We start from the raw sequence: 15,165 nt of genomic DNA on the forward strand, positions 1-15,165 counted from the left end.
TCAAAAAGGGGGGATTTTATCTCCCCTTTACTTTTTCCGTAATCATGGCGTTGAATGTGTGGGAAACATCCCCATATACTGACATACATGTTAAAGGTGGCATGAAGCACAGCTATGCCATCTGATTACCTGGCGGACACTAAACTAAGAGAGAGCTCTATGAATCCTGAGCGTTCTGAACGCATTGAAATCCCCGTATTGCCGTTGCGCGATGTGGTGGTTTATCCGCACATGGTCATACCCTTGTTTGTAGGGCGGGAAAAATCTATCCGTTGTCTGGAAGCGGCTATGGACCATGATAAAAAAATCATGCTGGTCGCCCAGAAGGAAGCATCAACGGATGAGCCGGGTGTAAACGATCTTTTCACCGTCGGGACCGTGGCCTCTATTTTGCAGATGCTGAAACTGCCTGACGGCACCGTCAAAGTGCTGGTCGAAGGGTTACAGCGTGCGCGTATTTCTGCGCTGTCTGATAACGGCGAGCACTTCTCTGCGAAAGCGGAATACCTTGATTCGCCTGCTATTGACGAGCGCGAACAGGAAGTGCTGGTACGCACGGCGATCAGCCAGTTCGAAGGCTACATCAAGCTGAACAAGAAAATCCCACCAGAAGTACTGACGTCGCTCAATAGCATTGACGATCCGGCGCGTCTGGCGGACACCATCGCTGCCCATATGCCGCTGAAGCTGGCGGATAAGCAGTCCGTACTGGAGATGTCAGACGTGAACGAGCGTCTGGAGTATCTGATGGCGATGATGGAGTCTGAAATCGATCTGCTGCAGGTTGAGAAGCGCATTCGCAACCGCGTGAAAAAGCAGATGGAGAAATCTCAGCGTGAGTACTATCTGAATGAGCAGATGAAGGCGATTCAGAAAGAACTCGGCGAAATGGACGATGCGCCGGACGAAAACGAAGCGCTGAAGCGGAAGATCGACGCGGCAAAAATGCCGAAAGAGGCGAAAGAGAAAGCCGAAGCTGAACTGCAGAAGCTGAAAATGATGTCGCCGATGTCAGCGGAAGCGACCGTCGTGCGTGGTTACATCGACTGGATGGTTCAGGTGCCGTGGAATGCGCGTAGCAAGGTTAAAAAAGACCTGCGTCAGGCGCAGGAAATCCTTGATACCGACCATTATGGTCTGGAGCGTGTGAAAGACCGCATCCTTGAGTATCTCGCGGTACAAAGCCGTGTGAACAAAATCAAGGGGCCGATCCTGTGCCTGGTGGGACCGCCGGGGGTAGGTAAAACCTCTCTGGGTCAGTCCATCGCCAAAGCGACCGGGCGTAAATACATCCGTATGGCGCTGGGCGGCGTGCGTGATGAAGCGGAAATTCGTGGCCACCGTCGGACGTACATCGGTTCAATGCCGGGTAAACTGATCCAGAAAATGGCGAAAGTGGGCGTGAAAAACCCGCTCTTCCTGCTCGATGAGATCGACAAAATGTCTTCCGACATGCGTGGCGATCCGGCATCCGCACTGCTTGAAGTTCTGGATCCTGAGCAGAACGTGGCGTTCAGCGATCACTACCTGGAAGTGGACTACGATCTCAGCGACGTGATGTTTGTCGCGACCTCCAACTCCATGAACATTCCAGCGCCGCTGCTGGATCGTATGGAAGTGATCCGTCTGTCCGGGTATACCGAAGACGAGAAGCTGAACATTGCCAAACAGCACCTGTTGCCGAAGCAGATTGAGCGTAACGCGCTGAAGAAAGGCGAGCTGACGGTCGACGACAGCGCCATTATCGGCATTATTCGTTACTACACTCGTGAGGCTGGCGTGCGTAGTCTGGAACGTGAAATTTCCAAACTGTGCCGGAAAGCGGTTAAGCAATTGCTGCTGGATAAGTCACTGAAACACATTGTGATCAATGGCGATAACCTGCACGACTACCTGGGTGTACAGCGCTTTGACTATGGTCGCGCGGACAATGAAAACCGCGTAGGCCAGGTGACCGGTCTGGCGTGGACGGAAGTGGGCGGCGATCTGCTGACCATCGAAACCGCCTGCGTGCCGGGCAAAGGCAAGCTGACCTACACCGGTTCGCTGGGTGAAGTGATGCAGGAGTCCATTCAGGCTGCATTGACCGTGGTGCGCGCGCGTGCGGAAAAACTGGGTATTAATCCGGACTTTTACGAAAAACGCGACATTCACGTTCACGTTCCGGAAGGGGCGACGCCGAAAGACGGTCCGAGCGCCGGTATTGCGATGTGTACCGCACTGGTTTCCTGCCTGACCGGTAACCCGGTGCGTGCCGATGTGGCGATGACCGGTGAGATCACCCTGCGTGGTCAGGTACTGCCGATCGGTGGGTTAAAAGAAAAACTTCTGGCTGCGCACCGTGGTGGTATTAAAACGGTCTTAATTCCGGATGAAAACAAACGCGACCTGGAAGAGATTCCGGACAATGTTATTGCCGATTTGGACATCCATCCGGTGAAACGCATTGAAGAGGTTCTGACGCTCGCATTGCAAAATGAACCCTCTGGAATGCAGGTTGTGACGGCAAAATAGTGACCTCGCGCAAAGAGCACTAATAAAAACAGGGCTGGCAGGCCATTTCGTACTTGCCAGCCTTTTTTTGTATAGCTAATTTAGATGACGGATTGGGCTTGCCATCATTATCGGGTGTTGTAAGGGCATGGCAGGCCTGATATAACTGCTGCGCGGTCGCACTTTGAAGGATTCTGGTGCGATATAAATTATAATGAGGAAGAGAAGAGTGAATAAATCTCAACTGATCGACAAAATTGCTGCAGGGGCTGATATCTCCAAAGCTGCGGCAGGGCGTGCGTTAGACGCAATTATTGCTTCTGTTACCGAATCTCTGAAAGAAGGGGATGACGTTGCGCTGGTAGGTTTTGGTACTTTTGCTGTTAAAGAGCGTGCTGCCCGTACTGGCCGCAACCCGCAAACAGGTAAAGAGATCGCCATTGCTGCCGCCAAAGTACCTGGTTTCCGTGCAGGTAAAGCACTGAAAGACGCAGTAAACTAAGCGTGATCCCCTTCCGGGGACAGAACTCAGTACAAGGGCGCATCAATTGATGTGCCTTTTTTGTTTTTGCAGCGATTTTCTACATGTTGTGGGCTGACAATCGCCCCTGTTTCTTGTCACAATAGGCCTTTATGCGCAGCGTTCAGGAAACGCTATGCTGCGTAACGCGTATATACACAAGGCATTCACGTTTCATCGGGGCAGTTAACGACGAGGCCGCGTGAAAGATGCCGTGTATAGTCACCTACAGCGGAGTGTGGTTACACCATGATGGACAGCTTACGCACGGCTGCTAACAGTCTCGTGCTCAAGATTATTTTCGGAATCATTATCGTGTCGTTCATTCTGACCGGCGTGAGTGGTTACCTGATTGGCGGAGGCAACAACTACGCCGCTAAAGTGAATGACCAGGAAATCAGCCGTGGGCAGTTTGAGAATGCGTTCAACAGCGAACGTAATCGCATGCAGCAACAGTTGGGCGATCAGTACTCTGAGCTTGCGGCAAACGAAGGTTACATGAAAACCCTGCGCCAGCAGACGCTCAATCGTCTGATTGATGAAGCGTTGCTTGATCAGTATGCCCGCGAACTCAAACTGGGCATCAGCGACGAGCAGGTGAAGCAGGCGATTTTCTCCACGCCGGCATTCCAGGTCGATGGCAAATTTGATAACAACCGCTATAACGCGATTGTTAATCAGATGGGGATGACCGCTGACCAGTATGCGCAAGCCTTGCGTAACCAACTGACTACACAGCAGCTTATCAGCGGCGTCGCGGGCACCGATTTTATGCTCAAGGGTGAGACTGATGAGCTGGCGGCGCTGGTTGCACAGCAGCGTGTCGTCCGTGAAGCCACGATTGACGTCAATGCTCTTGCAGCGAAGCAGTCGGTGACGGATCAGGAAGTGGCCAGCTACTACGAGCAGCACAAAAACAGCTTCATGACCCCGGAACAGTTCCGCGTCAGCTACATCAAGCTGGACGCCGCCTCGATGCAAAAGCCGGTCAGCGATGAAGATATCCAGTCTTATTACGATCAGCACCAGGATCAGTTCACCCAGGCACAGCGTAGCCGTTACAGCATCATCCAGACTAAAACGGAAGATGAAGCGAAAGCGGTACTCGACGCGCTGAACAAAGGTGGTGACTTTGCTGCGCTGGCGAAAGAGAAATCGGCCGACATCATCTCTGCCCGCAACGGCGGCGATATGGGTTGGCTGGAAGACGCCACCACGCCGGAAGAGCTGAAAAATGCCGGGCTGAAAGAGAAGGGCCAGCTTTCTGGCGTGATTAAATCCTCTGTTGGCTTTCTGGTTGTGCGTCTGGACGACATTCAGCCGGCGGTTGTGAAGCCGCTGAACGAAGTCCGTGATGACATCGCAGCGAAAGTGAAACAGGAAAAAGCGCTGGATGCTTACTTTGCTTTACAGCAGAAAGTGAGCGATGCGGCGAACAATGATACGGAATCTCTGGCGGGTGCCGAACAGGCAGCTGGCGCGAAAGCGGTACAGACGGGCTGGTTCAGTCACGAGAACCTGCCGGAAGAGCTGAATTTCAAACCGGTATCAGACGCCATTTTTGATGGTGCTCTGGTGGGTGAAAACGGCGCGCCGGGCAGAAACTCCGATATCATCACCGTCGATGGCGATCGCGCGTTTGTTCTGCGTATCAGCGATCACAAGGCAGAGGCCGTGAAGCCGCTGTCTGAGGTGAAAGATCAGGTAACGGCGCTGGTTAAGCACAACAAAGCAGAGCAGCAGGCTAAACTGGATGCGGAAAAACTGCTGGTTGAGCTGAAGGCGGGTAAAGGCGCAGAAGCGATGAAAGCCGCTGGTCTGAGCTTTGGAGAGTCTAAAACGCTGAGCCGTACGGGCCAGGATCCGGTTAGCCAGGCGGCGTTTGGTCTGAGCCTGCCGGCGAAAGATAAGCCGAGCTATGGCATTGCCAACGATATGCAGGGCAATGTGGTTTTGCTGGCTCTGGACGACGTGAAAGCGGGCTCCATGCCGGAAGATCAGAAGAAAGCGATGGTTCAGGGGATCACCCAGAACAATGCGCAGATTGTCTTTGAGGCATTGATGAGTAACCTGCGTAAATCGGCGAAAATCAAAATCGGCGATGCGATGGATCAACAGCCGTAATCGTCGAGACGTCTCGCAAATCATTGCACAACCGTTGTAACACCTGAAGGCCGCTTTCGCGGCCTTTTCCATTTCTGACATTTGCCATTTGTTCGTTGGTTTTAACCTCGTTATCGTGATTCCACTGTTCACTAACAAGGAGAAAACAGTATGAAACATGGAATCAAAGCGTTACTTATCACCCTTTCCTTCGCCTGCGCGGGTATGACGCAAAGCGCGCTGGCGGCGTCATCGACAGCGGCAGCGAAAAGCCCAGCGGTGGAGACCAGCGCACAAGCACCGGTTGCAGGGCAAAACAAATCCGCGGTTCCGGCGAAAGCCAGCACCGAAGAGGGCACCAGGGTCAGCATCAATACCGCATCGGCAGAAGAGCTGGCGCGCGCGATGAACGGTGTTGGCCTGAAGAAAGCACAGGCGATCGTCAGCTATCGTGATGAGTACGGTCCGTTTAAAACGGTGGAAGATCTCAAACAAGTACCGGGGATGGGCAACGCGTTAGTGGAGCGCAATCTGTCTGCTTTAACACTTTAATCACTTGCGCACTGGCAAATATTTGCCAGACTGAGAGAGGTCATACCAGTTATGATCTCTCTACTCTTGTCTCTCTATAACAAAAACGTAAGGTCTCTGCGCTATGCAAACACAGATTAAGGTTCGTGGTTATCATCTTGATGTCTATCAGCACGTGAATAATGCCCGCTATCTTGAGTTTCTGGAGGAAGCCCGCTGGGATGGCCTGGAGAGCAGCGATAGCTTTCAATGGATGACTGCCCACAATATCGCTTTCGTGGTGGTCAACATCAATATTAACTATCGCCGTCCGGCGGTTCTGAGTGATCTGCTAACCGTCACCAGTCAGGTGCAACAGTTAAACGGGAAAAGCGGTATTCTAAGCCAGGTGATTACGCTGGAACCGGAAGGACAGGTGGTGGCTGATGCGCTTATTACGTTCGTCTGTATTGATCTGAAATCGCAAAAAGCGCTGCCGCTGGAAGGGGAGTTACGCGAAAAGCTGGAGCAGATGGTGAAGTAGGGGGGGATGATCCAACTGTTGGCCGGATAAGGTGCCTGGCACCGCCATCCGGCGAAACCCGCAATTATTTCAAACCGGTCTTCTGCTTCATTGCCGCCATTATGACCGGTTTATCTGCCAGGTAATGATTCAGGCCATTTGCGCGTAGATTACAGGCTGCGCAGTGGCCGCAACCGTCGCCCTTGATGCCGTTATAGCAGGTCAGCGTTTCTTCACGTACCAGATCCAGCTTACCCCAATAATCTGCCAGCGCCCAGGTTTCGGCTTTATCAATCCACATCAGCGGCGTTTCAAAGCGGATATCTTTCGCCATCCCCAGTTTAATGGCGTGATTCAACGCCTCGACAAAATCATTGCGGCAGTCAGGGTAACCAGAGAAATCGGTCTCGCAGACGCCGGTAATCACCGCTTCTGCTTTTACCTGATAAGCATAAATCGCCGCCAGGGTCAGAAACAGAATATTACGTCCAGGGACAAAGGTATTCGGGATCCCATCGGCATCCGGTTCATAATCCGGAACCGGGATGTTGTCACGGGTCAGGCTGCTGACTGCCAGTTCACTCAGCAGCGTCACGTCCAGTACTTTGTGTGCACGTGCACCCAGTTTCAGGGCCAGATCACGTGCAACATCAATCTCCGCGCGATGGCGCTGACCATAATCAAAGGTCACGCAATGCACTTCATCATACTGATGCAGCGCCTGCACCAGACAGGTGGTGGAGTCCTGGCCTCCACTGAATACTACGACGGCACGTTTCATGGTTAATCCTGATAAGTTACTGTACACAAAGCCATTCAAATTGCATCGAGACGAAAAGTCTGAGAATCTCCTGGAGTTTACATAAGTAAATGACAGGGGTGAACAGACGTAGCCGACAAAGAGGCAGTTTGAAGAATGACGTGTATAAAGCCGCTATGGTAGCGCCAGAGTTGCCTGGCGACCAGCTTCTTCACGACGCGGGTGGCGGTAGCCAGGCTTCGGTGAACTCAAACCAGCCGCGCGGATTCAACCGCACCCCGTTCACACCAGGTGGTGCGCTGATGCGATAGTGATAGTTAAACAGCGGCGTCAGCGTCGCGTCATCCATCAGGCTGGCGAAAACTTGCCGCAGCGCGGCATAGCGATGATCCTCTTCCGGTCTGATTTGCAGCGCATCCAGCGTGGCCTGAAGATGTGAGAATGTTGGTGCATCAAGCACGTGCGGCCAAAGTGAATCACAGCGTAGCCACTGTTCGAGTGTATATTCGGGCGCTTCGCCAATCAGGCGGTCTCCCATCAGCAGATCCGCTTCGGCAAGCCGTTGGCAGCCGTCCCAGGTTTTCGCGTTATGAAAAATCAGCGTCAGTTCGCAGCCGAGGGCGGCCAGCGTGTGGCGCAGGTGTTCTGCCATAGTATGCAGTTCCACCGGCAGGTGATAAACCAGCGTCATTTTTTTCGGTAGTTCAACCGATTCCAGCCCCTCCCACTGCGGAATGGCCCAGCCAGGCAACAATTCGTTGCAGGGCGTAATCAGGTTTTCTCTCACATCCAGCGTTTGCAGCAGTGAAGAACGATGAATAAGGCTGACCAGCCGACGAGCCTGCAGTGGCGTCAGGTGGGCGCTTTTTTTCAGCGCGAGATAGCAAAAGCCGAGACTGATGCCGGTACTTACCGGGCTCACCGTGGCGAGCTCTTCGGGTTTGCCAATGGTTATCTGCACCGGATGGCGACAACTGGTGCCGAGATCTTGCTCAAAAAGCTGAGGGGTGATCCAGTATTCAATGGCTTTGAGCAGTGGATGTACGAGATGGTAATGGTCATGGCTTTCCAGACGTACCAGTTCGGGCGTAAACAGCGTCAGACGAAAAGGTCCCGTTCCGATGACGGGGTGTTCCGGATGTGCCAGCAGGCTGCCGTAGCTTGCCAGCCGGTGTGCCAGCCAGAAATCTGGGCGGTGCAGGATAAACGTCAGGCACTGTGGATGCGTCACTTCAATGTGCTTTACGCTGATAAACAGCCGGTTCAGTGCCGGGAGTTTGCGCAACATCAGCAGTCGCTGATGAAGCTGTGTGGTCTCTACCGCGTCACCGTTGTGCCAGAACAGCGTCGAGCGGATATAGAAGTCCCAGCGCAACCCGTCGGCGGAAATATCCCAGTGGTGGGCTAAATCCCCGCAGGGCCGCTGCGTCTGGCTGTCAAAACGGGTCAGTCCGGAGAAAATCTGCCCTGCGAGATGTTGCTCGGCGCGACCGGGAAGAAAACCAGAATGCAGCGGTTCAAGCTGACGGTAATAGGGAATACGCAGCGTGGGCGTGTCGTTTTGCCATTGACCCCCCATAAAGGGCTGCAGCATGGCCCGCAGTTCACCGGGTGCCAGTTGCGCCAGCTCCAGTACGCTAAGCTGTTGGCCCTTCTCCAGCGCCTGTTCCATCATCGCCGTGCGCAATGATTCCGGGGCCACCAGAAAACGCAGTTGCCCGCGCTTACCGCGTCCGGACTGCGCCTCCCAGACCAGCCAACCTGATTCCTGCGCCTGGCGCAACAACGTGCGGACGTGCCGCTCACTACAGAAGCAGCGTTCAGCCAGTTCCCCGACGGTCACGTGCTGCGGTTCGCCGTTAGAAGGCTGCCAGAGTCGCTGGTACTGATTAAGCCGATTGAGAAGTCGCATATAAACCCGGAACAATTTCTTTTATCTATTCACTATTACTTCCGTATATCTCAGGTAATACTGAATCACAAGTTAATCCGTCACCGAGTGGAGAAAGAGATGGCACGCCTGGCTGCATTTGATATGGATGGCACCCTGTTGATGCCAAATCACCTTTTGGGTGATGAAACGCTCTCTACTCTGGCGCGTCTGCGTGAACGTGACATTACCCTGACGTTTGCCACCGGACGCCATGTACTGGAAATGCGCCATATTCTCGGCACCTTTTCACTCGATGCTTTTCTGATCACCGGTAACGGGACACGCATTCACTCGCTGGAAGGCGAAGTGCTGCACCGTCAGGATCTGGATCCGGCTGTTGCTGAGATCGTCCTGCATCAGCACTGGGACACACAGGCGAGTATGCATGTCTTCAACGATAACGGCTGGTTTACCGGACAAGAGATCCCCGAGATGCTGCACGCCCACGTCTATAGCGGTTTTCGCTATCAGATTGTGGATGTCGCGCGTATTCCGGCAGATCGGGTGACTAAAGTTTGCTTCTGTGGCGATCATGACGATTTGACGAGGCTGAAAATTCAGCTTGAAGAGGTGCTGGGCGTACGAGCCCATCTTTGTTACTCGGCGATCGATTGCCTGGAAGTGCTGCCGGTAGGCTGTAACAAAGGTTCTGCACTGGAGGTCCTGAGCGGACATCTGGGGCTGTCGCTGGCGGAATGTATGGCGTTTGGTGACGCGATGAACGATCGCGAAATGCTTGGCAGCGTCGGCCGTGGCCTGATCATGGGCAATGCCATGCCGCAGCTTATTGCCGAACTTCCCCATTTACCGGTGATTGGTCATTGTCGCAACCAGGCGGTATCACACTTTTTGACACATTGGCTGGACTATCCAAATCTTCCTTATTCCCCCGAATGAGAGACCCTACCAGCACCGGGCGTTCAGCCCGGTTTTTTTTGATTTAATGGGTATTCAGCAACCCCGCCAGCTCTGCTTTCGCCGCGCGAAGATCGCCAATATGAGCGCTCACCCATTCAGCATGGTAGTAGGTGTCCAGATAGCGTTCGCCGCTGTCGCACAGTAGCGTCACCAGCGAACCGGTTTCTCCGGCTTCGCGCATGCGGGCGGCCAGTTGCAGCATACCCCACATATTGGTGCCCGTAGAGGCGCCGACTTTGCGGCCCAGTTGCGTTTCCAGCCAGTGCGCGGTCGCCACGCTGGCGGCATCCGGTACGCGCAGCATCTCATCGACCACGTCGGCAATGAATGACGGTTCGACGCGCGGGCGTCCAATTCCTTCAATTTTGCTGCCGACAGGGCTGCGCAGCGTAGCATCACGCGACTGCCAGAAAGGCAGGAAGACGGAGTTTTCCGGGTCCACCACCATCAATTTTGTATCGTAACCCTGGCAGCGGATGTAGCGGCCAATGGTCGCGGAGGTCCCGCCGGTTCCGGCGCTCATCACAATGTGTTTCGGTATGGGATGCGGTTCACACTGCATCTGGCGGAAGATGCTGTCGGCGATATTGTTGTTACCGCGCCAGTCGGTGGCGCGTTCGGCATAGGTGAACTGATCCATATAATGGCCGTTCAACTCATGCGCCAGTTGTTCTGACGCCGCATAAATCTCGCAGGCGCTGTCCACGAAATGACAGCGACCACCGTAAAATTCAATCTGTTCGATTTTCCGTTTGGCCGTGCAGGCGGGCATGACGGCGATAAACGGCAGCCCCAGCAGGCGCGCGAAATAGGCTTCGGAGACTGCCGTTGAACCGGAAGAGGATTCGATAATAGTTGTGCCTTCCTTAATCCAGCCATTGCACAACCCATAGAGGAACAGCGAACGCGCCAGCCGGTGCTTCAGGCTACCGGTCGGGTGGGTGCTTTCATCTTTCAGATAGAGCTGGATATCCGGAAATGCCGGTAATGGCAGGCGGATAAGATGGGTATCCGCCGAGCGCTGATAATCCGCGTTAATCTCATTGATGGCATTTTTAACCCAGGTGCTGTTCATCATTAGTATCCATTTGTCATTTTGTGCCAAGAGTAGCGAAAAGCACGGAAAAAATTGTTGCCATTTAGCCTTTAAAATAGAATGTAAGGAGAAAATTCTTCTCTGAGGTGCCGGTATGTTAGATAAAATTGACCGTAAGCTGCTTGCATTGTTGCAACAGGACTGCACCCTCTCTTTGCAGGCGCTGGCGGATGCCGTTAATCTGACCACCACACCCTGCTGGAAACGCCTCAAACGACTGGAAGATGAGGGTATTCTGGTCGGTAAAGTCGCACTGCTGGATCCGGAAAAACTGGGGCTGGGATTAACCGCCTTTGTGCTCATTAAAACCCAGCATCACAGCAGTGACTGGTATTGCCGCTTCGTGACGGTGGTCAGTGAGATGCCGGAGGTGTTGGGCTTCTGGCGCATGGCCGGGGAGTACGATTACCTGATGCGGGTTCAGGTGGCCGACATGAAGCGCTATGACGACTTCTATAAACGTCTGGTCAATAGCGTTCCCGGTCTGTCGGACGTCACGTCGAGCTTTGCCATGGAACAGATTAAATACACCACTGCGCTGCCAATCGAATAACTCTCCCGGCACGATTTGCCGGAAAATCAGGTCAGGACATAATACGTGCGATTATTTGCTCAATTAAGCTGGTATTTTCGCCGGGAGTGGCGTCGCTACCTCGGGGCGGTTGCCTTGCTTATCCTCATCGCTATTCTGCAACTCATTCCACCAAAAGTGGTCGGTATTGTGGTGGATGGCGTATCTACACAACGCTTTACGCCGCAACAGATCATGCTGTGGATTGGCACCATCGCCCTGATTGCCGTGGTGGTCTATCTGCTGCGCTACGTCTGGCGCGTGCTGCTGTTTGGTGCGTCTTACCAACTGGCGGTGGAGCTACGCGAAGATTATTACCGCCAACTCAGCCGCCAGCATCCTGAATTTTATCTGCGCCACCGCACTGGTGATCTCATGGCGCGCGCCACCAATGATGTCGACCGCGTGGTCTTTGCCGCCGGGGAAGGGGTTCTGACGCTGGTGGATTCGCTGGTGATGGGCTGTGCGGTGCTGATTGTGATGTCCACGCAGATCAGCTGGCAGCTTACGCTGTTTGCTCTACTGCCGATGCCGGTAATGGCGCTGATGATCAAACGCTACGGCGATCGTCTGCATGATCGTTTCAGACTGGCACAGGCGGCGTTCTCCAGTCTCAATGACCGTACCCAGGAGAGCCTGACCAGTATTCGTATGATCAAAGCCTTTGGTCTGGAGGATCGGCAGTCCGCACTGTTTGCGGCTGATGCGGAAGATACCGGGAAGAAAAACATGCGCGTGGCGCGTATTGATGCCCGTTTTGATCCGACGATTTATATCGCCATCGGCACGGCGAACCTGCTGGCTATCGGCGGCGGCAGTTGGATGGTCGTACAAGGTTCGCTGACGCTGGGACAACTGACCAGCTTCATGATGTACCTCGGGCTGATGATTTGGCCGATGCTGGCGCTGGCGTGGATGTTTAACATCGTGGAGCGCGGCAGCGCCGCTTACGGTCGTATTCGCGCAATGCTGGCCGAAGCGCCGGTGGTCAATGATGGCAGCGAACCGGTGCCGGAAGGGCGGGGCGAACTGGCGGTGGCGATCCGTGCGTTCTGCTATCCGCAAACCACGCACCCGACGCTGGAAAATGTCAATTTTCAGCTTAAGCCTGGGCAGATGCTCGGCATCTGCGGGCCGACTGGTGCGGGTAAAAGTACCGTGTTGTCGCTGATTCAGCGCCATTTCGATGTCACCCAGGGAGATATCCGTTTTCATGATATCCCTCTGCCACGTCTGCAACTGGACAGCTGGCGCAGTCGGCTGGCGGTGGTCAGTCAGACGCCATTCCTGTTTTCGGATACGGTAGCCAATAACATTGCGCTGGGCTGCCCCGGCGCCACGCAGCAGGATATTGAACATGTCGCGCGTTTAGCCAGTGTGCATGAGGATATTCTCCGTCTGCCGCAGGGTTACGACACTGAAGTCGGTGAGCGCGGCGTGATGCTTTCCGGCGGACAGAAACAGCGTATCTCCATTGCGCGGGCGCTGTTGCTGAATGCCGAAATCCTGATCCTGGATGATGCCCTGTCGGCGGTGGACGGGCGAACGGAGCATCAGATCTTGCACAATCTGCGCCAGTGGGGAGAAGGGCGAACGGTGATTATCAGCGCGCACCGCCTCTCGGCGCTGACTGAAGCGAGCGAAATCATCGTGATGCAGCATGGGCATATCGCGCAGCGCGGCGATCACGAGGCACTGGTGCAGCAGGCGGGCTGGTATCGCGATATGTACCGTTATCAGCAACTGGAAGCGGCGCTTGATGATGCGCCGGAAAATAACGAGGAGGCGGCAAATGCGTAGTTTTGGGCAGTTATGGCCGACCCTCAAACGCCTGCTGGCCTATGGATCGCCATGGCGAAAACCATTAGGCGTTGCAGTGATTATGCTGTGGGTCGCGGCGGCAGCAGAAGTCAGCGGGCCGCTACTGATAAGCTACTTCATCGACAACATGGTGGCTAAAAATAACCTGCCGCTGGGGAGGGTGACCGGACTCATTGCCGCCTATCTTGGGCTACAGATTCTCGCCGCCAGTCTGCACTATGCTCAGTCGCTGTTGTTTAACCGCGCTGCGGTCGGCGTGGTGCAGCAATTGCGTACCGACGTGATGGATGCCGCGCTGCGCCAGCCGTTGAGTGAATTTGACACGCAGCCCGTCGGACAGCTCATTTCGCGCGTCACCAACGATACCGAAGTGATCCGCGATCTGTATGTCACGGTAGTCGCGACAGTTCTGCGCAGCGCGGCGCTGATTGGCGCGATGCTGGTGGCAATGTTCAGTCTCGACTGGCGCATGGCGCTGGTGGCGATCCTGATTTTCCCGGCGGTGCTGGTGGTGATGATTATCTATCAGCGTTACAGCACGCCGATAGTCCGTCGTGTGCGGGCTTATCTCGCCGATATCAATGATGGCTTCAACGAAGTGATTAACGGCATGAGCGTGATCCAGCAGTTTCGCCAGCAGGCGCGCTTTGGTGAGAGGATGGGCGAAGCCAGCCGCTCGCATTATCTGGCGCGTATGCAGACGTTGCGTTTAGATGGCTTCTTATTACGGCCTCTGCTGAGCCTGTTTTCCGCGCTCATTCTCTGCGGTCTGTTGATGTTGTTCAGTTTTACGTCGGCAGGAACAATAGAAGTCGGGGTGCTCTACGCCTTTATCAGTTATCTGGGACGCCTGAATGAACCGCTGATCGAACTGACCACTCAGCAGTCGATGCTGCAACAGGCCGTGGTGGCCGGGGAGCGCGTGTTTGAACTGATGGACGGGCCGCGCCAGCGTTACGGGCAGGACCCGCGACCGCTGGCGTCCGGGCAGATTGACGTTGAGGATGTGTCGTTCGCCTACCGCGATGATAATCTGGTGCTGCAAAATGTCAGCCTTTCCGTACCGTCCCGCAGTTTTGTTGCACTGGTTGGGCATACCGGCAGCGGTAAAAGTACGCTTGCCAGTCTGCTGATGGGCTATTACCCACTGAGTCAGGGGGAGATTCGCCTTGACGGGCGTCCATTACGTTCACTGAGTCACAGCGCGTTGCGTCAGGGCGTCGCGATGGTGCAACAGGATCCGGTGGTCATGGCGGATTCATTCCTGGCAAACGTGACGCTGGGGCGGGATATCTCTGAAGAACAAGTGTGGCAAGCCCTGGAGACGGTGCAACTGGCGGAACTGGCTCGCGGGATGAGCGAAGGCATTCATACCCAACTTGGTGAGCAGGGGAACAATCTCTCCGTCGGGCAGAAACAGCTGCTGGCGCTGGCGCGGGTACTGGTGGCAACGCCGCAAATTTTGATCCTCGACGAAGCGACTGCCAGTATCGATTCCGGTACTGAGCAGGCCATTCAACATGCGCTGGCCGCCGTGCGCGAACACACCACGCTGGTGGTGATTGCGCACCGACTGTCGACCATTGTTGAGGCGGACACCATTCTGGTGCTTCATCGTGGACAGGCGGTAGAGCGTGGTACTCATCAGCAACTGCTTGCGGCGCAAGGGCGCTACTGGCAGATGTATCAGCTCCAGCTCGCTGGCGAAGAGCTTGCCGCCAGCGTTCGCGAGGAGTCGCTTCCCGCCTGATGCACCGCCACTGCCGGGTCGCTTCGGCGGTGGTGCAAAAATGTAACGCATCATGCACTGCCATGGTGCGTTTTTCTTTTCCCGTTCCGTTTTCCATTCTGAATCGCCCGTCAGACGGCCTGTAGAACAGACATCGGCCCCGCTTTTTCAATTCTGGCATACCCCTT

12 protein-coding genes are annotated in these 15,165 nt (G+C 54.6%); 9 read left to right on the plus strand and 3 right to left on the minus strand.

Annotated elements, in window-relative coordinates:
* Positions 1-159 precede the first annotated feature (159 nt).
* The 5 genes from lon to fadM all read left to right on the plus strand — a co-directional run bounded on the left by lon (position 160) and on the right by fadM (position 6,170).
* On the plus strand, positions 160-2,514 hold the full coding sequence (lon, locus tag HVZ37_RS05735) for an endopeptidase La (protein ID WP_042285905.1): 2,355 nt from the start codon (positions 160-162) through the stop codon (positions 2,512-2,514).
* Positions 2,515-2,722: 208 nt separating this feature from the next.
* Positions 2,723-2,995, plus strand: coding sequence for a nucleoid-associated protein HU-beta (hupB, locus tag HVZ37_RS05740; protein ID WP_042324500.1), 273 nt, complete (start codon positions 2,723-2,725; stop codon positions 2,993-2,995).
* Positions 2,996-3,262: 267 nt separating this feature from the next.
* On the plus strand, positions 3,263-5,137 hold the full coding sequence (ppiD, locus tag HVZ37_RS05745) for a peptidylprolyl isomerase (RefSeq protein ID WP_044258959.1): 1,875 nt from the start codon (positions 3,263-3,265) through the stop codon (positions 5,135-5,137).
* Between the two features lie 150 nt (positions 5,138-5,287).
* On the plus strand, positions 5,288-5,668 hold the full coding sequence (locus HVZ37_RS05750) for a helix-hairpin-helix domain-containing protein (RefSeq protein WP_043001577.1): 381 nt from the start codon (positions 5,288-5,290) through the stop codon (positions 5,666-5,668).
* Between the two features lie 103 nt (positions 5,669-5,771).
* Complete coding sequence (fadM, locus tag HVZ37_RS05755) at positions 5,772-6,170, plus strand: long-chain acyl-CoA thioesterase FadM (protein ID WP_043001576.1); 399 nt, start codon at positions 5,772-5,774, stop codon at positions 6,168-6,170.
* A gap of 64 nt (positions 6,171-6,234) precedes the next feature.
* Here the strand turns inward: fadM and queC are convergent, their stop codons facing one another.
* Positions 6,235-6,930, minus strand: a complete 696-nt coding sequence (gene queC, locus HVZ37_RS05760; protein WP_043001575.1) for a 7-cyano-7-deazaguanine synthase QueC — start codon at positions 6,928-6,930, stop codon at positions 6,235-6,237.
* 190 nt (positions 6,931-7,120) lie between these two features.
* Positions 7,121-8,821 (minus strand): SgrR family transcriptional regulator, encoded by a 1,701-nt coding sequence (locus tag HVZ37_RS05765; RefSeq protein ID WP_044327292.1) that lies wholly within the window; start codon positions 8,819-8,821, stop codon positions 7,121-7,123.
* 99 nt (positions 8,822-8,920) lie between these two features.
* On the opposite strand from HVZ37_RS05765, the gene cof reads away from it, so the two are divergent.
* The gene (gene cof / locus HVZ37_RS05770) at positions 8,921-9,739 is read left to right on the plus strand and encodes an HMP-PP phosphatase (protein WP_181628190.1); all 819 of its coding nucleotides are present in this window, start codon (positions 8,921-8,923) and stop codon (positions 9,737-9,739) included.
* Positions 9,740-9,782: 43 nt separating this feature from the next.
* On the opposite strand, the gene HVZ37_RS05775 is transcribed toward cof, so the two are convergent.
* Positions 9,783-10,838 carry a PLP-dependent cysteine synthase family protein gene (locus HVZ37_RS05775; protein WP_181628191.1) on the minus strand — a complete coding sequence of 352 codons (1,056 nt, stop codon included), beginning with the start codon at positions 10,836-10,838 and terminating at the stop codon, positions 9,783-9,785.
* A 112-nt stretch (positions 10,839-10,950) separates the two neighbouring features.
* Here HVZ37_RS05775 and decR point away from each other — a divergent pair, with 112 nt between their 5' ends.
* From decR to HVZ37_RS05790, 3 genes are read left to right on the plus strand one after another with little or no spacing between them, the layout of a single operon-like run.
* Positions 10,951-11,409 carry a DNA-binding transcriptional regulator DecR gene (gene decR, locus HVZ37_RS05780; protein WP_043001571.1) on the plus strand — a complete coding sequence of 153 codons (459 nt, stop codon included), beginning with the start codon at positions 10,951-10,953 and terminating at the stop codon, positions 11,407-11,409.
* A 45-nt stretch (positions 11,410-11,454) separates the two neighbouring features.
* Complete coding sequence (locus HVZ37_RS05785) at positions 11,455-13,227, plus strand: SmdA family multidrug ABC transporter permease/ATP-binding protein (protein ID WP_181628192.1); 1,773 nt, start codon at positions 11,455-11,457, stop codon at positions 13,225-13,227.
* Entirely contained in the window at positions 13,220-14,998 is a 1,779-nt protein-coding gene (locus tag HVZ37_RS05790) for a SmdB family multidrug efflux ABC transporter permease/ATP-binding protein (RefSeq protein ID WP_044258949.1), read from the plus strand. The genes HVZ37_RS05785 and HVZ37_RS05790 overlap by 8 nt, the downstream gene beginning before the upstream one ends.
* The last annotated feature ends 167 nt before the right edge of the window (positions 14,999-15,165 follow it).

The sequence above is a fragment of the Citrobacter sp. RHB35-C17 genome (assembly GCF_013816795.1).
In the GTDB taxonomy this organism is placed as follows: domain Bacteria; phylum Pseudomonadota; class Gammaproteobacteria; order Enterobacterales; family Enterobacteriaceae; genus Citrobacter_A; species Citrobacter_A amalonaticus.

Bases quoted from the DNA above. Each gene is read 5' to 3' on its own strand.
- lon (WP_042285905.1), top strand. From the start codon at position 160: ATGAATCCTGAGCGTTCTGAACGCATTGAAATCCCCGTATTGCCGTTG.
- ppiD (WP_044258959.1), top strand. From the start codon at position 3,263: ATGATGGACAGCTTACGCACGGCTGCTAACAGTCTCGTGCTCAAGATT.
- HVZ37_RS05775 (WP_181628191.1), bottom strand. From the start codon at position 10,838: ATGATGAACAGCACCTGGGTTAAAAATGCCATCAATGAGATTAACGCG.
- HVZ37_RS05790 (WP_044258949.1), top strand. From the start codon at position 13,220: ATGCGTAGTTTTGGGCAGTTATGGCCGACCCTCAAACGCCTGCTGGCC.
- HVZ37_RS05765 (WP_044327292.1), bottom strand. From the start codon at position 8,821: ATGCGACTTCTCAATCGGCTTAATCAGTACCAGCGACTCTGGCAGCCT.
- cof (WP_181628190.1), top strand. From the start codon at position 8,921: ATGGCACGCCTGGCTGCATTTGATATGGATGGCACCCTGTTGATGCCA.
- queC (WP_043001575.1), bottom strand. From the start codon at position 6,930: ATGAAACGTGCCGTCGTAGTATTCAGTGGAGGCCAGGACTCCACCACC.
- decR (WP_043001571.1), top strand. From the start codon at position 10,951: ATGTTAGATAAAATTGACCGTAAGCTGCTTGCATTGTTGCAACAGGAC.
- fadM (WP_043001576.1), top strand. From the start codon at position 5,772: ATGCAAACACAGATTAAGGTTCGTGGTTATCATCTTGATGTCTATCAG.
- HVZ37_RS05750 (WP_043001577.1), top strand. From the start codon at position 5,288: ATGAAACATGGAATCAAAGCGTTACTTATCACCCTTTCCTTCGCCTGC.